Origin of the sequence: Streptomyces sp. NPDC048718 (genome assembly GCF_043198875.1) — a bacterium.
Taxonomy (GTDB): Bacteria; Actinomycetota; Actinomycetes; order Streptomycetales; family Streptomycetaceae; genus Streptomyces.
In genome coordinates this window covers 24855-42169 of the sequence record NZ_JBICVG010000012.1, presented here as the reverse complement: position 1 = coordinate 42169, position 17315 = coordinate 24855, and the positions used below count along the sequence as shown (strand labels likewise).

Here is a 17315-nt window from a genome sequence, read left to right as displayed (position 1 = left end):
CGATGGGCGGCGGCTCCATGGGGGCCGGGCCCGGCACGAAGGGGTTCAGGGGCAGTGCCGCCCAGATGATCTTTCCGCCGCTCGCGGTGTGCTCGACATCGCAGGCGCCGCCGGCCTCGCGGGCGATCTCACGGACCAGGAGCAGCCCTCGGCCGCCGGTCCGGCCGCAGTCGGCCTCCAGGGCCTTGGGGCGGTAGGGATGCTGGTCCTCGACGGACACCCGGATCCACTCCGCCCCGATCGCCACCTCCACCGCTATCTCCGGGGAGAGCAGCGCCGCGTGTTTGACCGCGTTGGTGACCAGCTCGGAGATGATGAGCAGGAGCCCCTGGACGATGTCGTCGTGGACCGGGACGCGCTGCCGGGTCAGGAGGTCGCGCACGGCATGCCGGGCCTGCGGCACGGACACGTCGACCGCCGGAGCGGTGAAGCGCCAGACTCCTTCGTAGGACGATGGCCGGACAGGCGCGCTCCCGCGGCTCTCCATGGTCCGGCTCCCACCCTCGTGCTCGATTGTCGCCACGGGGTCGAGTCTTGGGAATCGAGGGCCGGACCTCCGGCTACTGACCAGAAGTCGGCACCTATAGGCCACATTCTGATCGGATGCGTATGACGGGGTCAGTTGTTCGACTGTTCCTGATCCTCGGCCGACTATTTCGGAGGCGGTGGCGCTGGTGTGACCATACTGACGATCCTGCGTCCGCCCACACCCATCGCCACCAGGCCGAGCCCGTCGAAGAGCAGCGCCAGCGAGAAGAAGGTCCCCAGGACGTACAGGCTGCTGTGCGGCCAGTCGACGAGCACCAGCACGCCGAGGAGCAGCCCGAACGCGCCCTGGAGCAGGGTCCAGCCGAACTGCGGTCCGCGCACCACCACGCTCCCCACCAGCCGGAACAGCCCGCCGGTGAGGAACAGCAGCGCCGCGAACATGGTCAGCGCCTCGGCCGTCTCCACCGGGTAGCGGATGACGATGATCCCGGCGGCGATGTTCAGCGCGGCGACCACGGCCGCCAGCCAGAAGTACCCGGTGCCTCGGGACACGACGGCGTGCGCGAGCCCGACGACCCCGCCGATCAGCAGCAGCCAGCCGAAGAGCAGCATGGAGGTGAGAGTGGCGACCCCGGTGTAGATCAGACCGACGATCCCGCCGACGACGAGCAGGGCGCCGAGCCCCGCGAGCAGACCGAAGTCACGGCTGAGCCGCTTTCCCTCCCGCGTCGCCCCCGCCGCGGCGTCCGGCGAGCCCGCCGGACCGGGGTGCGTCTTCCTGCGGGCCATGGGCGTACCTCCTCGTACCCCCCGGACCCCCTTCTTGATCGTACGTACGGGCCGCCCGGATAGCATCCGGCGCATGGAGCCGCAGCTGACCGTCAGCGTCGCCGACGAGGTCGCCACCGTCGTCATCGACCATCCCGCCAAGCGCAACGCCATGACCGCCGGCATGTGGCGCTCGCTGCCCGGTCTGCTCGCGCCGCTCGCCGCCGACCCCGTCGTCCGGGCGCTGGTGCTCACCGGCGCGGGCCCGACCTTCTGCGCCGGCGCCGACATCTCCACCCTGGGCGAGCCGGGTGACGACCAGCAGACGCTCGCGACGCTGGCCGAGGAGGCGCTGGCCGCGTTCCCGAAGCCGACCCTGGCCGCCGTGCGCGGCTACTGCGTCGGCGGCGGCAGCCAGCTCGCCGCCGCGTGCGATCTGCGTTTCGCCGAGGAGGGCGCCCGTTTCGGGGTGACCCCGGCGAAGCTCGGCATCGTCTATCCGGCCTCCTCGACCCGGCGGCTCACCGCGCTCGTCGGCCCCTCCGCCGCCAAGTACCTGCTGTTCTCAGGCGAGTTGATCGACACCGAGCGGGCGCTGCGCACCGGGCTCGTCGACGAGGTGCTGCCGGCCGGTGAACTCGGCAAGCGGGTGGCCGAGTTCACCCGCACCCTCGTCTCCCGCTCGCTGCTCACCCAGGCCGCGGCCAAGGAGTTCGCGAACGGCCGCACCGACCGGGACGCGCACTGGGCCGGCCGGGCGCACGGCAGCGACGACACCGCGGAGGGCGTCGCCGCCTTCCTGGAACGCCGGCCGCCGCGCTTCACGTACGGGCGCTGATCCGCGCGCGTCACCCAACGCGCGAACGCCCGTTCCCTCTGTCCTGCTACCCGAGTTCCTCGACCCGTGTGCCACGCCAGTGCGCGACGATCCCGGCCGGGGCCTTCTCCGGCGACCCGGCGTCGTAGGGAGGCTGCGGGTCGTACTCGGTGAGGAGCTGGATGGTCTGCGCGGTCGTGTCGCCCGCGATCCGGCCGATCAGATGCAGGGCCATGTCGATGCCGGAGGAGACACCGGCGGCCGTCACGTACTTGCCGTCGAACACCACGCGCTCGCCGGTCGGTTCGGCGCCGTACGCCCGCAGCTCGTCGTACGCCAGCCAGTGGCTGGTGGCGGGCCGGCCGGTGAGCAGTCCGGCGGCGCCGAGGAGCAGCGAGCCGGTGCACACCGACGTGGTCCAGGTGCTGGTGGCGTCGGCCGCGCGGAGCCAGGCGAGCAGCTCCGGATCGCCGACCGCCTCCCGCGAGCCGGGGCCGCCCGGCACCAGCACGATGTCCGGGCGCGGTACGTCCGCGAGGGCCGCGTCGGCGACCAGCGCGAGGGTGCCCAGGTCGCCCCGGACGGGGCCGGGCTCCTTGGCCACGAAGACGGTCTCGGCCCCGGGGAGGCGGGCGAGGAGTTCGTAGGGCCCGACGGCGTCGAGGCTGGTGAAACGGTTGTAGAGAAGAATGGCGATCTGCATGTCCGTCCTTACGGTCGCGGGGGAGGGCGGGCCCGCCGGGGCGCGGGTCGGCCGATGGGGCGGTGCGATTCAGCCGATGGGGGCGTGGAAGCGCCGTCGGTAGTCGGCGGGCGGGGTGCCCAGGGCCTTGACGAAGGCGCGGCGCATGGCTTCCGGGGTGCCGTATCCGGCGGCGCGCGCGACCTCCTCGACACCGCGCGCGGACTCTTCCAGGAGCCGGCGGGCGTGTTCGAGGCGGACGCGGTCGACGTAACGGCCGGGGGTGGTGCCGGTCTCGGCGCGGAAGGCGCGCGCGAAGTGGCGCGGCGAGAGCCGGGCGCGGGCGGCGAGGACCGGGACCGACAGATCGTCCTCGGGGTGTTCGGTGATCCAGTGCTGGACGTCGCGCAGCGGTTCACGCCGGGCGGTCTGCGCGGTCAGCGGGGCGCTGAACTGGGCCTGGTTGCCCGGTCTGCGCAAGTAGACGACGAGGTACCGGGCGACGGTGAGCGCCGCGTCCCGGCCCAGGTCCTCTTCGAGAAGCGCGAGCGCGAGGTCGATGCCCGCGGTGACTCCGGCGGAGGTCGCGATCCGGCCGTCCCGGACGAAGATGGGGTCCGGGTCCACCGTCACCTCGGGGTGCTCGTGGGCCAGTCCGTCGCAGGCGGACCAGTGCGTGGTCACCCGGTGTCCGTCAAGGAGACCGGCCTCTGCGAGCAGCAGCGTGCCTGTGCAGACCGCGACGAGCCGCCGCGCGTCCGGGGCATGCGCGCGCAGCCAGGCGACGAGCGCCGGATCGGGGGTGAGGGTGCCATGGCCGCCCGGCACGAGCAGGGTGTGCGGCGGGCCGTCGGCGACGGCTTCGGCGAGCGAGGTGTCCGGCAGGATCCGCAGCCCGCTGCTGGTGCGGACCGGACCGCCGTCCAAGGAGGCCGTGCGGATCCGGTACGCGCCGGGCCGGCCGGCGGCACGGGCGCCGCCGTGGAAGACCTCGACCGGTCCGGTCACGTCGAGCGTCTGCACACCGTCGAAGAGGACGACCAGGACCGGGCCCAAGTGCTGCGTCATGTCTTCATCCTTGGCGGGTCCCGGGATGGCCGCAAGGACGAGCTCCCCACCCATTCGGCCATGGCCGGAAGGCGGCCGCCGTCGGGCCGTTCCGGTCCACCGACGGGGACCGCTCCCCGCGTGCCGCTCAGCCGCCGCGCGCACCCCGCCGGCCGTCGCGCGCCGCGCGCGGAGTCGGGCCGGATGCCGCGTACGGGTGAGCGACCCGGCAGAATGCAACCGCAAGCTTGAGGCACGAGAAGGCGGGTCGGACATCGTGACGACGTCCATCGAAGCAAGGATCGCCGAGGAGCTCGGGGTACGCGAGCGGCAGGTGAAGGCGGCCGTCGAACTCCTCGACGGCGGCTCCACGGTGCCGTTCATCGCGCGCTACCGCAAGGAAGCGACCGAGATGCTCGACGACGCGCAGCTGCGCACTCTGGAGGAGCGGCTTCGGTATCTGCGCGAGCTGGAGGACCGGCGGGCCGCCGTCCTCGACTCCGTACGCGAACAGGGCAAGCTGACGCCCGAGCTGGAGGCCCGGATCCTCGGCGCCGACACCAAGGCGCGTCTTGAGGACATCTATCTGCCGTTCAAGAAGAAGCGGCGGACCAAGGCGCAGATCGCCCGCGAGGCCGGGCTCGAACCGCTGGCCGAGGGGCTGCTCGCCGACCCGTCGGTGGCGCCGGAGGCCGCCGCGGCGGCGTTCGTGGACGCCGGCAAGGGGGTCGCGGACGCGGCCGCCGCGCTGGAGGGCGCACGGTCGATCCTCACCGAGAAGTTCTCGGAGGACGCGGACCTCATCGGCGAGCTGCGCGAGCGGATGTGGGGCCGGGGCCGGCTCACCGCCCGGGTCCGGGAGGGCAAGGAGGAGGCGGGCGCGAAGTTCGCCGACTACTTCGACTTCTCCGAGCCGTTCACCGAGCTGCCCTCGCACCGTGTCCTCGCCATGCTGCGCGGCGAGAAGGAGGACGTGCTCAGCCTGGAGCTGGAGCCTGAGGAGCCCGCCGCGTCTTCGGCGTCGTCTGTGCCGTCGGCGGTCTCGTCGTACGAGCCGATCGTCGCGCAGCGGTTCGGCGTGGCCGACCGGGGGCGGCCCGGCGACAAGTGGCTGCTGGACACGGTGCGCTGGGCCTGGCGCACCCGCATCCTCGTCCACCTGGGCATCGATCTGCGGATGCGGCTGCGGACGGCCGCCGAGGACGAGGCGGTCCGGGTGTTCGCGGCGAACCTGCGCGACCTGCTGCTGGCCGCGCCGGCCGGTACCCGGGCGACGCTCGGCCTCGACCCCGGTTTCCGTACGGGCGTGAAGGTCGCCGTCGTCGACGCGACCGGCAAGGTGGTCGCCACCGACACGATCCACCCGCACGTTCCGGCGAACCGGTGGGACGAGTCGCTGGCGAAGCTGGCCAAGCTGGCCAAGGAGCACGCGGTCGAGCTGGTCGCCATCGGCAACGGCACCGCCTCGCGCGAGACCGACAAGCTGGCCGGTGAACTCCTCGCCAAGCACCCCGAGTTGAAGCTGACGAAGGTAATGGTCTCGGAGGCCGGCGCCTCCGTGTACTCGGCCTCCGCGTTCGCCTCGCAGGAACTCCCGGACATGGACGTGTCGTTGCGCGGCGCGGTGTCCATCGCCCGGCGGCTCCAGGACCCGCTGGCCGAGCTGGTGAAGATCGACCCGAAGTCGATCGGCGTCGGCCAGTACCAGCACGACCTGTCCGAGGTGAAGCTGTCGCGCTCGCTCGACGCGGTCGTCGAGGACTGTGTGAACGGTGTCGGCGTCGACGTCAACACCGCTTCCGCTCCGCTGCTTTCGCGGGTCTCCGGGATCAGCGCGGGGCTCGCCGAGAACATCGTCGCGCACCGCGACGACCACGGCCCGTTCCGTTCCCGCAAGGCGCTGAAGGACGTGTCGCGGCTCGGCCCGAAGGCGTACGAGCAGTGCGCGGGCTTCCTGCGGATCCGGGGCGGCGACGACCCGCTCGACGCGTCCTCGGTGCACCCGGAGGCGTACCCGGTGGTGCGCCGGATGGTGAAGACCTGCGGCGGCGAGGTCGCCGCGCTGATCGGCAACACGGGCGTGCTGCGCGGCCTGCGCGCGGACGACTTCGTCGACGACACCTTCGGCCTGCCGACGGTCACCGACATCCTGAAGGAGCTGGAGAAGCCGGGTCGCGACCCGCGTCCCGCGTTCCGTACGGCCACCTTCAAGGAGGGCGTCGAGAAGATCGGCGACCTGGCGTCGGGCATGGTCCTGGAGGGTGTCGTCACCAATGTCGCGGCCTTCGGCGCCTTCGTGGACGTCGGTGTGCACCAGGACGGTCTGGTGCACGTCTCCGCCATGTCGAAGACCTTCGTCAAGGATCCGCGCGAGGTGGCGAAGCCAGGCGACGTGGTGAAGGTGAAGGTCCTCGACATCGACATCCCGCGCAAGCGGATCTCGCTGACGCTGCGCCTGGACGACGAGGCGAACGGCGCCGCGTCCGCGCCCGGGGAGCGGGCGCCCCGGCGCGAGCGCGGAGCCCGTGGAGAGCGCGGGGATCTCGGGGATCGGGCCGGCCGGCCGCCGCAGCAGCGCCGCGGGGACCGTGACCGCGACCGCGATGGTGGTCGCGGCCGTGGTCAGGGAGCCTCCGCTCCCGCCCCCGCCAACAGCGCGATGGCGGACGCACTCCGCAAGGCGGGCCTGCTGAACGAGGGTGGTTCGGGCGGCCGGGGCGGGCGCGGCAAGCGCTGACGGCTGAGGGCTGAGGGGCGCGGGCTGAGGGCTGAGGGGCGCGGGCCTGTGCGCAGGCCCGCGCCTGTCCGTTACCTCGTCCGCGCCCCGGCCGGGAAGCTCAGGACAGCCGAGCAGTGACGAACCGGACCCGGTCCACCACGGAAGCGCGCGGGAGTTCCACGAGCTCGTAGCCGTACGCCGTATACGTCTCGACCATGGCGGCGTGAGTGCGTTCAGCCTCGGCGGGCGACTGCCGGCGCTCGGTGTCCTGCCGGTAGATCTCCGGCCAGGGCGGTGCGATGAACACCCGGGGGTGGTACCGGAAGGTGCGGGCGGCGGTGTCGAGATGGGCGGGCACGGGCCGGCCCTCGACCCGCAGATAGCCGACGATGTCGGGGATGCCCCGGTCGAAGAAGACGGCGGGCCCCGGCCCGGTGGGCGCGCCCCGGTAGGAGCGCAGTTCCCAGCAGAGCATCAGTTCGGCGAAGAGCCCGGGGTCCTGCCAGGGAAGCCCCGGGCCGCCGACGGCTCGCTGGTCCTGGATGACCCCGCGCCCCGCCTCGTACGACCGGGCGAAGCCGGCCGCCTGGAGGCGGTCGATCAGGGTGCTCTTCCCGGATCCGGGCCCTCCTGTGATCACGACGAGGCGTGCCGGGCCTGACGTCGGGCCCGGTTCAGGGCCGGAACCTCCGGAACCCGGCCCTTCGAAGACCGGCCGTTCAGACCCGGCCCCGGCGCCCCCGGCCGCGTCGGTCACGGCGCGAAGCGCAGGGCCCACTCCGCCCGGTTCGCCACCGACAGGTCGTCGTCCTCCGTCAGCGGCTGGAGGAGACCGCGGGCCGTCTGCGGGTCGGCCTGGACCAGGTCGACGATCTCGGCGGCCAGGCCGTCCTGGTCGTCGCCCAGGTCGACGGCGGAGGCGCGGACGAGGACCGGGAGCCGGTCCGTACCGCCGAGGCCCGCGATGACACCGCCGAGCAGTTCGCGGCCGTAGGCGTTGCGGTCCTCGATCGCGTGGTCGAGTCCGGCCTCCAGGCGCGGGAGCTGCGCCCGGTCCCCGCTCGCCGCGATCTCGTCGGCGAGCTCGATGGTCTCGTCGAGGTCGGCGTCGAGGTCGTCGAGCATGGCGAGAAGCCGGGTCACACGGTCGTCGGTCATGGTGCCTCCTGGAATGCGCCGTCCACGAGGACGGGGACGACGGCCGACGCGTCGGTCTCGGCGGCCACCTCCACGTCCCGCGCACAGCCGTACGCGTACAGTTCACGGCCCGACTCGCAGCCGTGCAAGGCGGCGACCGGGTCCTTCGTTGCGGTCCACAGCGTGGCCGCCGCGGTCGCCTCGGGGGTCAGGGTGAGATCCGGGCGCTCGGCCCGCAGCGCGGCGAGGACCGCGCCCGCGCCGAGCAGGTCCTCCAGGGCGGGGCGCAGGGAGCCGTCGGGCCACCGCTCGCCCGCGGCGACGATGGTGAGTGGCCGCTGCGCACCGCCGTATCCGTGCGCGGCGAGGCGGCGGGCGACGGCGCCCGCGTTGCGCAGCGAGGCCGCGATCACCGTCGCGCCCCCGGCCGCCGCCTCGGCGCTGATCGTGGAGCCGTTCGGGGACGGCAGCACGAGCCGGGCGGGCGCGGGCGCGGCGCGCAACGCGGCCGGGGAGAGCGAGTACGGATGCTCGGGCGTCGCGGCGCGGCGGCCGACGGCGAGGACGGCGTCCTTCTCCCGCGCGTACGCGGCGGCGCTCTCGTCCCGCCACCGGTACGGGTACACGGCGGTCCCGGCCTCGACGGCGACGCCCACGGCGGTCGTGAACGACAGCACATCGACCACGACCACGCACGCCGCGCCGTCCGCGCGGTCCGCGTCCGGGGCGGCGAGGGCGCGCGCCCCGGCCGGTCCCCAGCCGAAGGAGACGGTCATCAGAGTTCGGTGACCTTGCCGTCCGCGACCTCGATCCGCCGGGTGGTGCGGACCGCGTCCAGCATCCGGCGGTCGTGGGTGACCAGGAGCAGCGTGCCCTCGTACGACTCCAGCGCCGACTCCAGCTGCTCGATGGCGGGCAGGTCGAGGTGGTTGGTCGGCTCGTCGAGGACGAGCAGGTTCACCCCTCGGCCCTGGAGCAGGGCGAGCGCGGCGCGGGTGCGTTCGCCGGGCGAGAGGGTGGTGGCGGGCCGCAGCACATGCTCGGCCTTGAGGCCGAACTTGGCGAGCAGGGTGCGGACGTCGGCGGGCTCGGTCTCGGGGACGGCCGCGCAGAACGCCTCCAGCAGGCTCTCCGTACCGTGGAAGAGCTTGCGCGCCTGGTCGACCTCGCCGACGACGACGCCGGGGCCGAGCACCGCGTGGCCCGTGTCCAGCGGGAGACGGCCGAGGAGCGCGGCGAGCAGGGTGGACTTGCCGGCCCCGTTGGCGCCGGTGATGGCGACCCGGTCGGCCCAGTCGACCTGGAGGCTGGCGGGACCGAAGCGGAAGTCGCCTCGGCGGACCTCGGCGTCGCGCAGGGTGGCGACGACGGAGCCGGAACGGGGCGCGGCGGCGATCTCCATCCGCAGCTCCCACTCCTTGCGGGGCTCCTCGACGACATCGAGCCGCTCGATCATGCGCTGGGTCTGGCGGGCCTTGGCGGCCTGCTTCTCGCTGGCGTCGGCGCGGTGCTTGCGCGCGATCTTGTCGTTGTCGCCGGACTTGCGGCGGGCGTTGCGGACGCCCTTGTCCATCCAGTTGCGCTGCATGAGGGCGCGCGATTCGAGGGACGACTTCTTGTCGGAGTACTCCTCGTACTCCTCGCGGGCGTGCCGGCGGGCGGTGTCCCGCTCCTCCAAGTACGCCTCGTAGCCGCCGCCGTAGAGGGTGATCTGCTGCTGGGCGAGGTCGAGTTCGAGGACCTTGGTGACGGTGCGGGTGAGGAACTCGCGGTCGTGGCTGATGACAACGGTCCCGGCGCGCAGCCCGCGCACGAACTCTTCGAGGCGCTCCAGGCCGTCGAGATCGAGATCGTTGGTGGGCTCGTCCAGGAGGAACACGTCGTAGCGGGAGAGGAGCAGCGAGGCGAGGCCGGCGCGGGCGGCCTGGCCGCCGGAGAGCGAGGTCATGGGCTGGTCGAGGCCGACCGTCAGACCGAGGCCGGCGGCGACCTCCTCGGCGCGCTCGTCGAGATCGGCGCCGCCGAGGTCGAGCCAGCGCTCCAGGCTGACGGAGTACGCGTCGTCGGCGCCGGGCGTGCCGTCGACCAGGCCCTGGGTGGCCTCGTCCATGGCGATCTGGGCCGCGGCGACACCGGTACGGCGGGCCAGGAACTCCCGTACCGTCTCACCGTCCCGCCGCTCGGGCTCCTGCGGGAGGTGACCGACGGTGGCGGTCGGCGGGGAGAGCCGAAGCTCCCCGTCCTCGGGGGTGTCGAGGCCCGCGAGGAGGCGCAGGAGCGTGGATTTGCCCGCTCCGTTGACCCCGACGAGGCCGATGACGTCGCCGGGGGCGACGACGAGGTCGAGCCCGGCGAAGAGGGAGCGGTCGCCGTGGCCGGCGGCGAGGTTCTTGGCGACGAGAGTGGCAGTCATCAGGGTGAATCCTACGGGGGCGGCGGTGGGGCCCGGCCCGGCCCATGGGACGGCCCCGCGCGGGCGGCGCGGGAACGCCCCGGCCCGGCTCATGAGACGGCCCTGTGCGGGCGGCCGGGGCGGCGGTACCGTCCCGCCATGGACAGCGATGTGATCGTGGTGGGCGGCGGGGTCGTGGGTCTGACGGCGGCGATCCGGCTCGCGGAGCGGGGCCGGCGGGTCAGGGTGTGGTCGCGGGACGAGGTGACCGGGACGACGTCGGCGGTGGCCGGGGCCCTGTGGTGGCCGTACCGAATAGAGCCGGAGGCCGAGGTCGGCGACTGGTCGCTGGCCACCTTGCGGGTGTACGAGGAGCTGGCGGCCGAGCCGGCGGCGACGGGCGTCCGGTGGGTGCCGGGCGTACACGCGGGCACCCCGCTGGAGAAGCTCAGCGGCTGGGCGGCCGGGGTGCCGGGGCTGCGGTCGATCCCGGACGAGGAAGTGCCGGGGCCGTACGGGACGGGGATCGCGGCGCGGCTTCCGCTGGTGGACATGCCGGTGCATCTGGCGTGGCTGCGCGGTCGCCTCGAAGCGCTGGGCGGGGTCTTCGAGCAGCGCGTGGTGAAGGATCTCGCCGAGGCGGAGGCCGCCGGGGCGCGGGTGGTGGTCAACTGCACGGGGCTCGGGGCGCGCGAGCTGGTGGGCGACGACCGGATGCACGCGGTGCGCGGACAGCTGGTCCTGGTGGAGAACCCGGGGGTGGACAGCTGGTTCGCCGTGTCCGGGGGCGGGGTGGCCGATCCCGTGTACTTCTTCCCGCACGCGGACCGGCTGGTGCTCGGCGGCACGGCCGGGGAACACGAGGAGGAGATGACGCCCGATCCGGCGACGGCGGAGGCGATCGTCGCCCGGTGCGCGCGGGTCCGCCCCGAGATCGCGGACGCCCGCGTGCTGGGCCACCGGGTGGGGCTGCGGCCGTCCCGTGCCGGCGGGGTGCGGCTGGAGACGGGGCGGCTGCCGGGTGGAGCGCTGCTGGTGCACGACTACGGGCACGGGGGCGCGGGGGTCACGGTGGCGTGGGGCTGCGCGGACCAAGTGGCGCGGCTGGTCTGCGACGGCTGAGCCGGGGGCCGGGCGGGAAGCCGGAACGCCGGGCGGGAAGCCAGGTCACCACGGCAGGCAGCCGAGGTATCGGGGAGGGTCACCGGGGTATCGGGGAGGGTCACCGGGCGGCCGGGAACGTGCAACGCCCGCCCGGCGAAGCGTGGGGATTCGCCGGACGGGCGGTAGGCCCGGCCGAAGCGTGTGGTGCCGCGTGGGCCGGTCTCATGCGGGGTGACGCGGTGCGGGCCGGTGCGGGCTGGGTGCGGCACCGGCGGTCTTCCGTGCCGGCGCCGCCGCTCCCTGAGCGGGTGCCGGCGGTGCCGGTCCCGGAGGAGCCGACTCCGGCGGCACCCGTGCGGGTCAGCCCGGGAAGGGCTTCGGGGCGTGGCTGTCGGCGTCCTGACAGGCGCGGACGCGCTTGTCGAGCGCGTCGGCCTTGGCCGTCGCCTTGCGGGCCTCCTCGCGGGCGCCGAGCTTCTTCAGCTTGGCGGCCTTGGAGCGCAGGCTCTGGGACTCCTGCCGCATCTTCGGGACGTTGCAGGTGACCGTCTTGCCGGCCGCCTGGGCCGGTGCGGCGGTCACGGTCTGCCCGAGCAGCAGGCCCCCGGCCAGCAGTGTCGTCGCGGCGAGAACGGACAGGATGCGGCGCGGACGCGGAGCGTGGGTCGTCATGGTGTCACTTCCGTATTCCGGGCAGGAGAAGCCCGTTGGGTATGGTCAGTACCTGTTGACGACCCTAGCCCTCAATGATCAACGGCTCCTTTGAGGATGACAGCGGTCACCGGTTCCTCAACACCTCTCCACAGGCTCTCCGCGAGTCAGCCCGTATTCCGCCCGGGGATCGAGCAATAGCGGTACGAGGGCGCGCAGGGACTGCCGCAGTGGCACGAGGACGCCCGCGTCGCCGTCCGGCCGCACGGTCACCCCGTGCAGGGCCAACTCATCCCGTACGTCCCGATATTGATCCTTCGTCAAACGGTAGGCGCAGGGCGGGTCCTGGAGGATGTCGCCGGGCTTCGCGGGGTCGTTGTCGGCGCCGCCGAGGAGGATCGGACCTCGGTCGGACAGACCGGCGCGGCGGGCCGCGGCGGTCGTGGCCGTGAGGGGTCCGCGGCGCTCGTCGAGATAGTCGAACATCCCTCGTAGCGCTGCCTGTTGAGTGGCGACGCGACGCCGGTGATTGAGGGCCGGGTCGTTCTGCTCGGCCGGGTCGAAGGCGTCCTCACGGGTCTCGACGAGCAGGCCGACGGCGTGCTTGAGGCCCGCGGTGTTGCGCAGGATGCGTTCCTGTCCGTCGCCCGCGACCTGCTTGACGGGTTCGCCGGTGACGGGATCGGTCCAGATGCCGTAGGTCCCCGTGCTGAATCCGGCGCGTGTGGCGCCGGGCCGTACGTACGACTCGGACAGGGTGTGCGCCTCGTCGTGGACCCGGGGCGCGGTGTTGAGGTTGCGCGGCCAGAGCGCGAGCAGGTCCTTGTCGTAGTAGCGCGGGGTGGCGCTGTACTCGTGGAGGTCGTAGACGAGTTCGGGGCGACGGTCGCGGATCACCGCCGCGAGGGTGCGCGCCTCGGCGGTGGTGAGGGCGAGGTGGTCGCGGTTGATGTCGGTGCCGGAGCTGTTGCCGCGGGTGTTCGCCGCGCGGCCGTCGGGGTTGGCGGTGGGGACCACGAGGAGGGTGGTACGGGCGAGGAAGCGCCGGGACGCGGCGTCCTCGGCGTACGCGAGATCACGCAAAGTGCCGAGACAGGTCTCGCGACCGGCGGGTTCGTCACCGTGCTGGGAGCAGATGAGGAGCACGGTGGTGGCGCCGGTGCCGAGCGCGGCGAGCCGGAGCGGCCGGCCCTCGACGGTGGTGCCGAGGGTACGGACCGTCAGGCGCGGGCTGTCGCGGTCGACGGCTGCCAGGAAGGCGGTCTCCTCGGCCTCGGTGGTCCAGCGGGCGCCGTCGCTCGTCTCGAAGCCCGTGCGCGGAAGCGCGGACACGGACGGCGCGGCCATGCTGCCCGCCGCCTCGGTGGGGCCGGCGAGCAGGGGCAGACCGAGCGCGGCGACGGCCGCCGCGCCGGTGAACGCGTGCCGGCGGAAACGGGAAGTGCGGGTCATCGGACCTCACCGGGATTCGGGGCGCCGGTGCGCTTCGCGTGCGCGGGGCGCCGGTCGGGGCGACACGGTGCGGGGCGGAACGGGACAGGGCGGAACGAAACGGGGTAGGGCGGCGGGCCGGGCCGTCGCTCGCGCCACAGGAGTCGCCGGGGCGCGACAGGACGGCCGCCGCGGACCGGCCGCACACGTATCGGCATGGGGCGGAACGTATCCCGGCCTCCTCCGGCGCGGAAGAGTGCCGCCGCACGCGTGTCGCGGGTGAGGCGGACGCGCACCGGTGCGTACGGGTGAGGAAAGGCGCGTACACGGGGGTTCGTGTCGACCGGATGGCGATCGTGTGACGGGAGGCGCTCTGGACGTGCCCGGGCGTCCGGGGTCTGATGGGCTCGCCTTGGACCCGGCCGCGCTCACTCGTGGCCGTACGTTTCTCACGACTTGGGGAGCACCCGTGCACCGCAGAATCATCGTTCCGAGCGCCCTCGCCGCCGCCCTGCTGCTGGCGGTCCCGTTCACGGCGGACGCCGCCGGCCGGGGCCCCGCTCCGAAGGCGGGCGCGACGCCGGGCGCGCCGGGCATCGGCGACTCGTACTACCCCACCAGCGGCAACGGCGGCTACGACGTGTCGCACTACGACCTGCGGCTGACGTATCAGCCCGCGACGGACCTCCTGGAGGGCACGGCGACGATCCTCGCCACCACCCTGCAGGACCTGTCCCGCTTCAATCTCGACCTCGGGCTGCGGGCGAGTGAGGTACGGGTGAACGGCCGGGTCGCGGCGTTCGCCGCGTCCGGCGACCACGAGCTGGAGATCACCCCGGCGACCCCGCTGAAGAAGGACACCCCGATATCGGTGGTGGTGAAGTACGCGGGCAAGCCGTCCGAGTTCAAAATCAACGGCTGGTCGGCGTGGCAGCGCACCCCGGACGGGGGCGTGGCGGCGCAGGAGCCGGACTCGGCCGTGTGGTGGTTCCCGTCGAACGACCACCCGCTGGACAAGGCGACCTTCGACGTCTCCGTGCAGGTGCCGGACGGCACCCAGGCCATCAGCAACGGCGTGCTTGTGTCGCAGCCCTCGAAGCTGGGCTGGACCCGCTACAACTGGCGCTCCGACAAGCCGCAGGCCACGTACCTGGCCACGCTCGCCATCGGCAAGTTCGACATCACGACCGATGTCACGGCGAACGGTCTGCCCGTCCTCAACGCCTACAGCAAGGACCTCGGCGCGAACGCGGGTGCCGCGCGGGCCTCGGTCGAGCGCAGCACCGAGGTCGCGGAGTGGCTGGAGTCGGTCTTCGGCCCGTACCCCTTCAGCGCGCTCGGCGGCTATGTGCCGAACGTGCCCAGCGGTTTCGCCCTGGAGACCCAGACCCGGCCCTTCTACAGCCCCCGGCAGTTCGCGAACGGCTCCAACGTGTCGGTGGTGGTGCACGAGCTGGCGCACCAGTGGTACGGCGACAGCGTGTCGGTCGCGGACTGGAAGGACATCTGGATCAACGAGGGCTTCGCCCGCTACAGCCAGTGGCTGTGGTCGGAGAAGGAGGGCGAGGGCACGGCGCGGCAGCTGGCGGACTACACGTACGCGTCACGGCCGGCGGACGACCCGTTCTGGACGGTGAAGCCGGGCGACCCGGGCGCGGACGACCAGTTCCACGCCGCCGTGTACGACCGGGGCGCGCTGGCGCTCCAGGCGCTGCGCGACGAGATCGGGGACAAGGACTTCTTCGCGATCCTCAAGGGCTGGCCGCGTGAGCACGCGTACGGCAACGCCCATGTCGGTGACTTCGTCCGGTACGCGGAGCGGGTCTCCGGCAAGCCGCTCGCGGGGCTCTTCGACACCTGGCTCTACCAGCCGGTGAAGCCCGGGGCGCGGGCGGCAGCGGCGGCGGGCCTGTCGGCGGCCTCGGGTGCGACGGCGAAGCCCGTCCAGCCGAAGTCGTGGCGGAAGATCGCGGCGACGAACACCATCCACGCGCGCGACGGGCACTGAGGGCGGGTCGGGCGGCGGGGCCGGGGCCGGATTGGGGCACGTACGGCCGGCGGGGCCGGAGCGGGGTGGCCCCGGCCCCGCCGGCCCGTCAGCCGTCAGCCCTCAGCCCTCAGCCCTCAGCCCTCAGCCGCGGTGAGCCTGCCACTCGCGGGCGAGCACGGCCCACTGCTGCTTGTCGTGGCGGACGCCGTCGTAGAGCCAGGTCTCGCGGCTGACCCCTTCCAGGGTCATGCCGAGCCGCTGGGCGACGGCGGCGCTGCGCTCGTTGTCGGCCCGGCAGTGCCATTCGGCGCGGTGCAGACCGCGCTCGATGAGGGCCCAGTCGAGGAGCCGGGTGCAGGCGGCGGTGATCAGACCGTGGCCCTCACCGGCCGGTTCGAGCCAGCAGCCCAGCTCGCAGTTGCCGTCGGCGGCGTCGAAGGAGGTGAACATCACGCCGCCGACGAGGGTGCCCGCGCGCCAGATCCCGTAGAGCCGGCCGCCGTCGGTGGCCTGCCGCTCGCCGTAACGGACGAGGGTGCCGCGGGCACCGTCGACACCGGTGGTGACGAAGGCCTGCCCGACCCAGGGACGGATGTGGTCGCGCGCCCGGTCGAGGTGGGCGGCGAACTCCTCGGCGTGCCTGGCTTCGAGCGGCCGGAGGACGGCGTCGTCCCGCAGCGGGAGGGAGAACATGGGGACCTCATTCACACAACAAGCGTTATGACTATTACCGTAGCAGCATGCCACGCACCAAGGGTGACCACGAAGCCCGCCGCCGGGACGTCTCCGAGGCGGTCTGGCGCGTCCTGGCCGCACACGGCTTCAGCGGCCTGACCCTGCGCGCCGTCGCCACCGAACTCGGCGCCACCACCGGTCTGCTGACCCACTACTTCCCGGCCAAGCGCGACCTGGTCGCGTACGCCCTCGACCTGCTGCACGAGCGCACCGCCGCCCGCCCCCGGCGGGCCGCCGACCAGGGCCTGGCGGCGGTCCGCGCCGCGCTGCTCGACATCCTGCCGCTCACCGACGAGGCCACCGCGAGCAACCGAATCTGGGTCTCCTCCTGGGACACCGCCCTCGCCGACCCGGCGCTGGGCGCCGACTACGCCGGGAAGTACGGCGACAGCCGCGACCGGCTCGCGCGGCTGATCGCGACCGCGCAGGCCCTCGGCGAACTCCCTCCGGGCGATCCGGCCGATCTGGCCACCGCCGCCCAGTCCTTCGCCCTCGGGCTCGTCGTACAGACTCTCTTCAATCCGGCGGCCTTCCCGCCCGAGCGCCAGACCGCGCTGGTGGACGACTACCTGGCCGCGCTGGCCACCCGGTCGGCCTGAGACCTGGGCGCTGGGGCCCGGACTCGGGCCGAGGCGCCCGGCTCATGCCCGGCCCTCAGCCCGGACCCCTGAGTCCCAAGCCCCCGAGTCCCGAGCCCCGGGCCCTCAGTCGCCGAGAGCGAGCCGAACGCCGAAGGCGGCGATGACGGTCCCGGTGATCCGGTCGAGCAGGCGACGGGCCTGCGGCTTGCGGAGCCAGCCGTGCAGCACCCGGGCGCAGCCGACCAGAACGGCCGACCACATCACACCGATGACGATGTGCACCGCGGTGAGCATCAACCCCATGGTGAAGTGGCTCGCGCCGGCGGGGATGAACTGGGGCAGGACGGCGACGTAGAAGGCGCCCATCTTGGGGTTGAGGAGGTTGGTGAGCGTCCCCTGCCGCCAGCCGCCGGTGACCGAGTCCTCCCCGGTGAGCGAGTCGGATTCACCGGCGCCGGTCACGGGCAGGCCCCGGAAGGTGTCCCGCAGCATGCGGACGCCCATCCAGACGAGATAGGCGGCGCCCACCCAGCGCAACGTCACATAGGCGAGGTGCGAGGCGGTGAAGAGCGCGGTCACCCCCACAGAGGTGAGGGCGCCCCACAGGAAGGTGCCCGATTGGATTCCCAGGACGACGCCCCAGGCTCTGCGGCGCCTGCCGAGGGCGGAGGTACGCAGGATCAGAGCGGTGTCGAGACCGGGAGTCAGTGCGAGAAGCCCTACGACCAGGGCGAAGGACCACAGCGAAGTGCTTATTGCCATGGAAGGCCAG

16 protein-coding genes and 1 pseudogene are annotated in these 17315 nt (G+C 73.2%); 5 read left to right on the top strand and 12 right to left on the bottom strand.

All coding sequences use genetic code 11. The features are described 5' to 3' along the window. Nucleotides 1–40: 40 nt before the first annotated feature. Together ACGFRB_RS22650 and ACGFRB_RS22645 are read right to left on the bottom strand one after the other, a co-directional pair. Nucleotides 41–487, bottom strand: a pseudogene (locus tag ACGFRB_RS22650) (ATP-binding protein); the annotation flags it as partial. Between the two features lie 164 nt (nucleotides 488–651). Continuing rightward, complete coding sequence (locus ACGFRB_RS22645) at nucleotides 652–1278, bottom strand: DUF308 domain-containing protein (protein ID WP_363004470.1); 627 nt, start codon at nucleotides 1276–1278, stop codon at nucleotides 652–654. Between the two features lie 73 nt (nucleotides 1279–1351). Between ACGFRB_RS22645 and ACGFRB_RS22640 the strand changes: the two genes are divergently transcribed. Continuing rightward, nucleotides 1352–2095, top strand: a complete 744-nt coding sequence (locus ACGFRB_RS22640) for an enoyl-CoA hydratase/isomerase family protein (protein ID WP_393245348.1) — start codon at nucleotides 1352–1354, stop codon at nucleotides 2093–2095. A 46-nt stretch (nucleotides 2096–2141) separates the two neighbouring features. On the opposite strand, the gene ACGFRB_RS22635 is transcribed toward ACGFRB_RS22640, so the two are convergent. Together ACGFRB_RS22635 and ACGFRB_RS22630 are read right to left on the bottom strand one after the other, a co-directional pair. Beyond that, nucleotides 2142–2777, bottom strand: a complete 636-nt coding sequence (locus ACGFRB_RS22635) for a DJ-1/PfpI family protein (RefSeq protein ID WP_393245346.1) — start codon at nucleotides 2775–2777, stop codon at nucleotides 2142–2144. Between the two features lie 69 nt (nucleotides 2778–2846). Then, nucleotides 2847–3824, bottom strand: a complete 978-nt coding sequence (locus ACGFRB_RS22630) for a GlxA family transcriptional regulator (RefSeq protein WP_363004464.1) — start codon at nucleotides 3822–3824, stop codon at nucleotides 2847–2849. Between the two features lie 256 nt (nucleotides 3825–4080). Between ACGFRB_RS22630 and ACGFRB_RS22625 the strand changes: the two genes are divergently transcribed. Beyond that, nucleotides 4081–6540, top strand: coding sequence for a Tex family protein (locus ACGFRB_RS22625; protein ID WP_393245344.1), 2460 nt, complete (start codon nucleotides 4081–4083; stop codon nucleotides 6538–6540). 100 nt (nucleotides 6541–6640) lie between these two features. Here ACGFRB_RS22625 and ACGFRB_RS22620 read toward each other — a convergent pair whose 3' ends face one another. The 4 genes from ACGFRB_RS22620 to abc-f form a co-directional block, all read right to left on the bottom strand. Further along, nucleotides 6641–7162, bottom strand: coding sequence for an AAA family ATPase (locus ACGFRB_RS22620; RefSeq protein WP_363004460.1), 522 nt, complete (start codon nucleotides 7160–7162; stop codon nucleotides 6641–6643). Between the two features lie 113 nt (nucleotides 7163–7275). Next, the gene (locus ACGFRB_RS22615; protein WP_361225457.1) at nucleotides 7276–7680 is read right to left on the bottom strand and encodes a hypothetical protein; all 405 of its coding nucleotides are present in this window, start codon (nucleotides 7678–7680) and stop codon (nucleotides 7276–7278) included. Beyond that, a complete protein-coding gene (locus ACGFRB_RS22610; RefSeq protein WP_393245342.1) occupies nucleotides 7677–8435 on the bottom strand; it encodes a 2-phosphosulfolactate phosphatase in 759 nt (252 codons plus the stop codon). The genes ACGFRB_RS22615 and ACGFRB_RS22610 overlap by 4 nt, the downstream gene beginning before the upstream one ends. Beyond that, entirely contained in the window at nucleotides 8435–10072 is a 1638-nt protein-coding gene (gene abc-f, locus ACGFRB_RS22605; RefSeq protein ID WP_363004454.1) for a ribosomal protection-like ABC-F family protein, read from the bottom strand. Before abc-f ends, ACGFRB_RS22610 begins: the two co-directional genes overlap by 1 nt. 138 nt (nucleotides 10073–10210) lie before the next feature. On the opposite strand from abc-f, the gene ACGFRB_RS22600 reads away from it, so the two are divergent. After that, a complete protein-coding gene (locus tag ACGFRB_RS22600; protein ID WP_393245340.1) occupies nucleotides 10211–11173 on the top strand; it encodes an FAD-dependent oxidoreductase in 963 nt (320 codons plus the stop codon). Between the two features lie 342 nt (nucleotides 11174–11515). On the opposite strand, the gene ACGFRB_RS22595 is transcribed toward ACGFRB_RS22600, so the two are convergent. Together ACGFRB_RS22595 and ACGFRB_RS22590 are read right to left on the bottom strand one after the other, a co-directional pair. Next, nucleotides 11516–11827: a hypothetical protein gene (locus ACGFRB_RS22595; RefSeq protein ID WP_393245338.1), complete on the bottom strand. Its 312-nt coding sequence runs from the start codon at nucleotides 11825–11827 to the stop codon at nucleotides 11516–11518. Between the two features lie 117 nt (nucleotides 11828–11944). Continuing rightward, nucleotides 11945–13258 (bottom strand): M14 family metallocarboxypeptidase, encoded by a 1314-nt coding sequence (locus ACGFRB_RS22590; RefSeq protein WP_393245336.1) that lies wholly within the window; start codon nucleotides 13256–13258, stop codon nucleotides 11945–11947. A 448-nt stretch (nucleotides 13259–13706) separates the two neighbouring features. Between ACGFRB_RS22590 and ACGFRB_RS22585 the strand changes: the two genes are divergently transcribed. Continuing rightward, nucleotides 13707–15245 carry a M1 family metallopeptidase gene (locus ACGFRB_RS22585; protein ID WP_393245334.1) on the top strand — a complete coding sequence of 513 codons (1539 nt, stop codon included), beginning with the start codon at nucleotides 13707–13709 and terminating at the stop codon, nucleotides 15243–15245. Nucleotides 15246–15368: 123 nt separating this feature from the next. Here the strand turns inward: ACGFRB_RS22585 and ACGFRB_RS22580 are convergent, their stop codons facing one another. Continuing rightward, nucleotides 15369–15920 carry a GNAT family N-acetyltransferase gene (locus tag ACGFRB_RS22580; protein WP_393245332.1) on the bottom strand — a complete coding sequence of 184 codons (552 nt, stop codon included), beginning with the start codon at nucleotides 15918–15920 and terminating at the stop codon, nucleotides 15369–15371. A gap of 47 nt (nucleotides 15921–15967) precedes the next feature. Between ACGFRB_RS22580 and ACGFRB_RS22575 the strand changes: the two genes are divergently transcribed. Next, nucleotides 15968–16561 (top strand): TetR/AcrR family transcriptional regulator, encoded by a 594-nt coding sequence (locus ACGFRB_RS22575; RefSeq protein ID WP_363004442.1) that lies wholly within the window; start codon nucleotides 15968–15970, stop codon nucleotides 16559–16561. Nucleotides 16562–16666: 105 nt separating this feature from the next. On the opposite strand, the gene ACGFRB_RS22570 is transcribed toward ACGFRB_RS22575, so the two are convergent. Beyond that, the gene (locus ACGFRB_RS22570; RefSeq protein ID WP_393245330.1) at nucleotides 16667–17305 is read right to left on the bottom strand and encodes a LysE family translocator; all 639 of its coding nucleotides are present in this window, start codon (nucleotides 17303–17305) and stop codon (nucleotides 16667–16669) included. Nucleotides 17306–17315 lie beyond the last annotated feature (10 nt).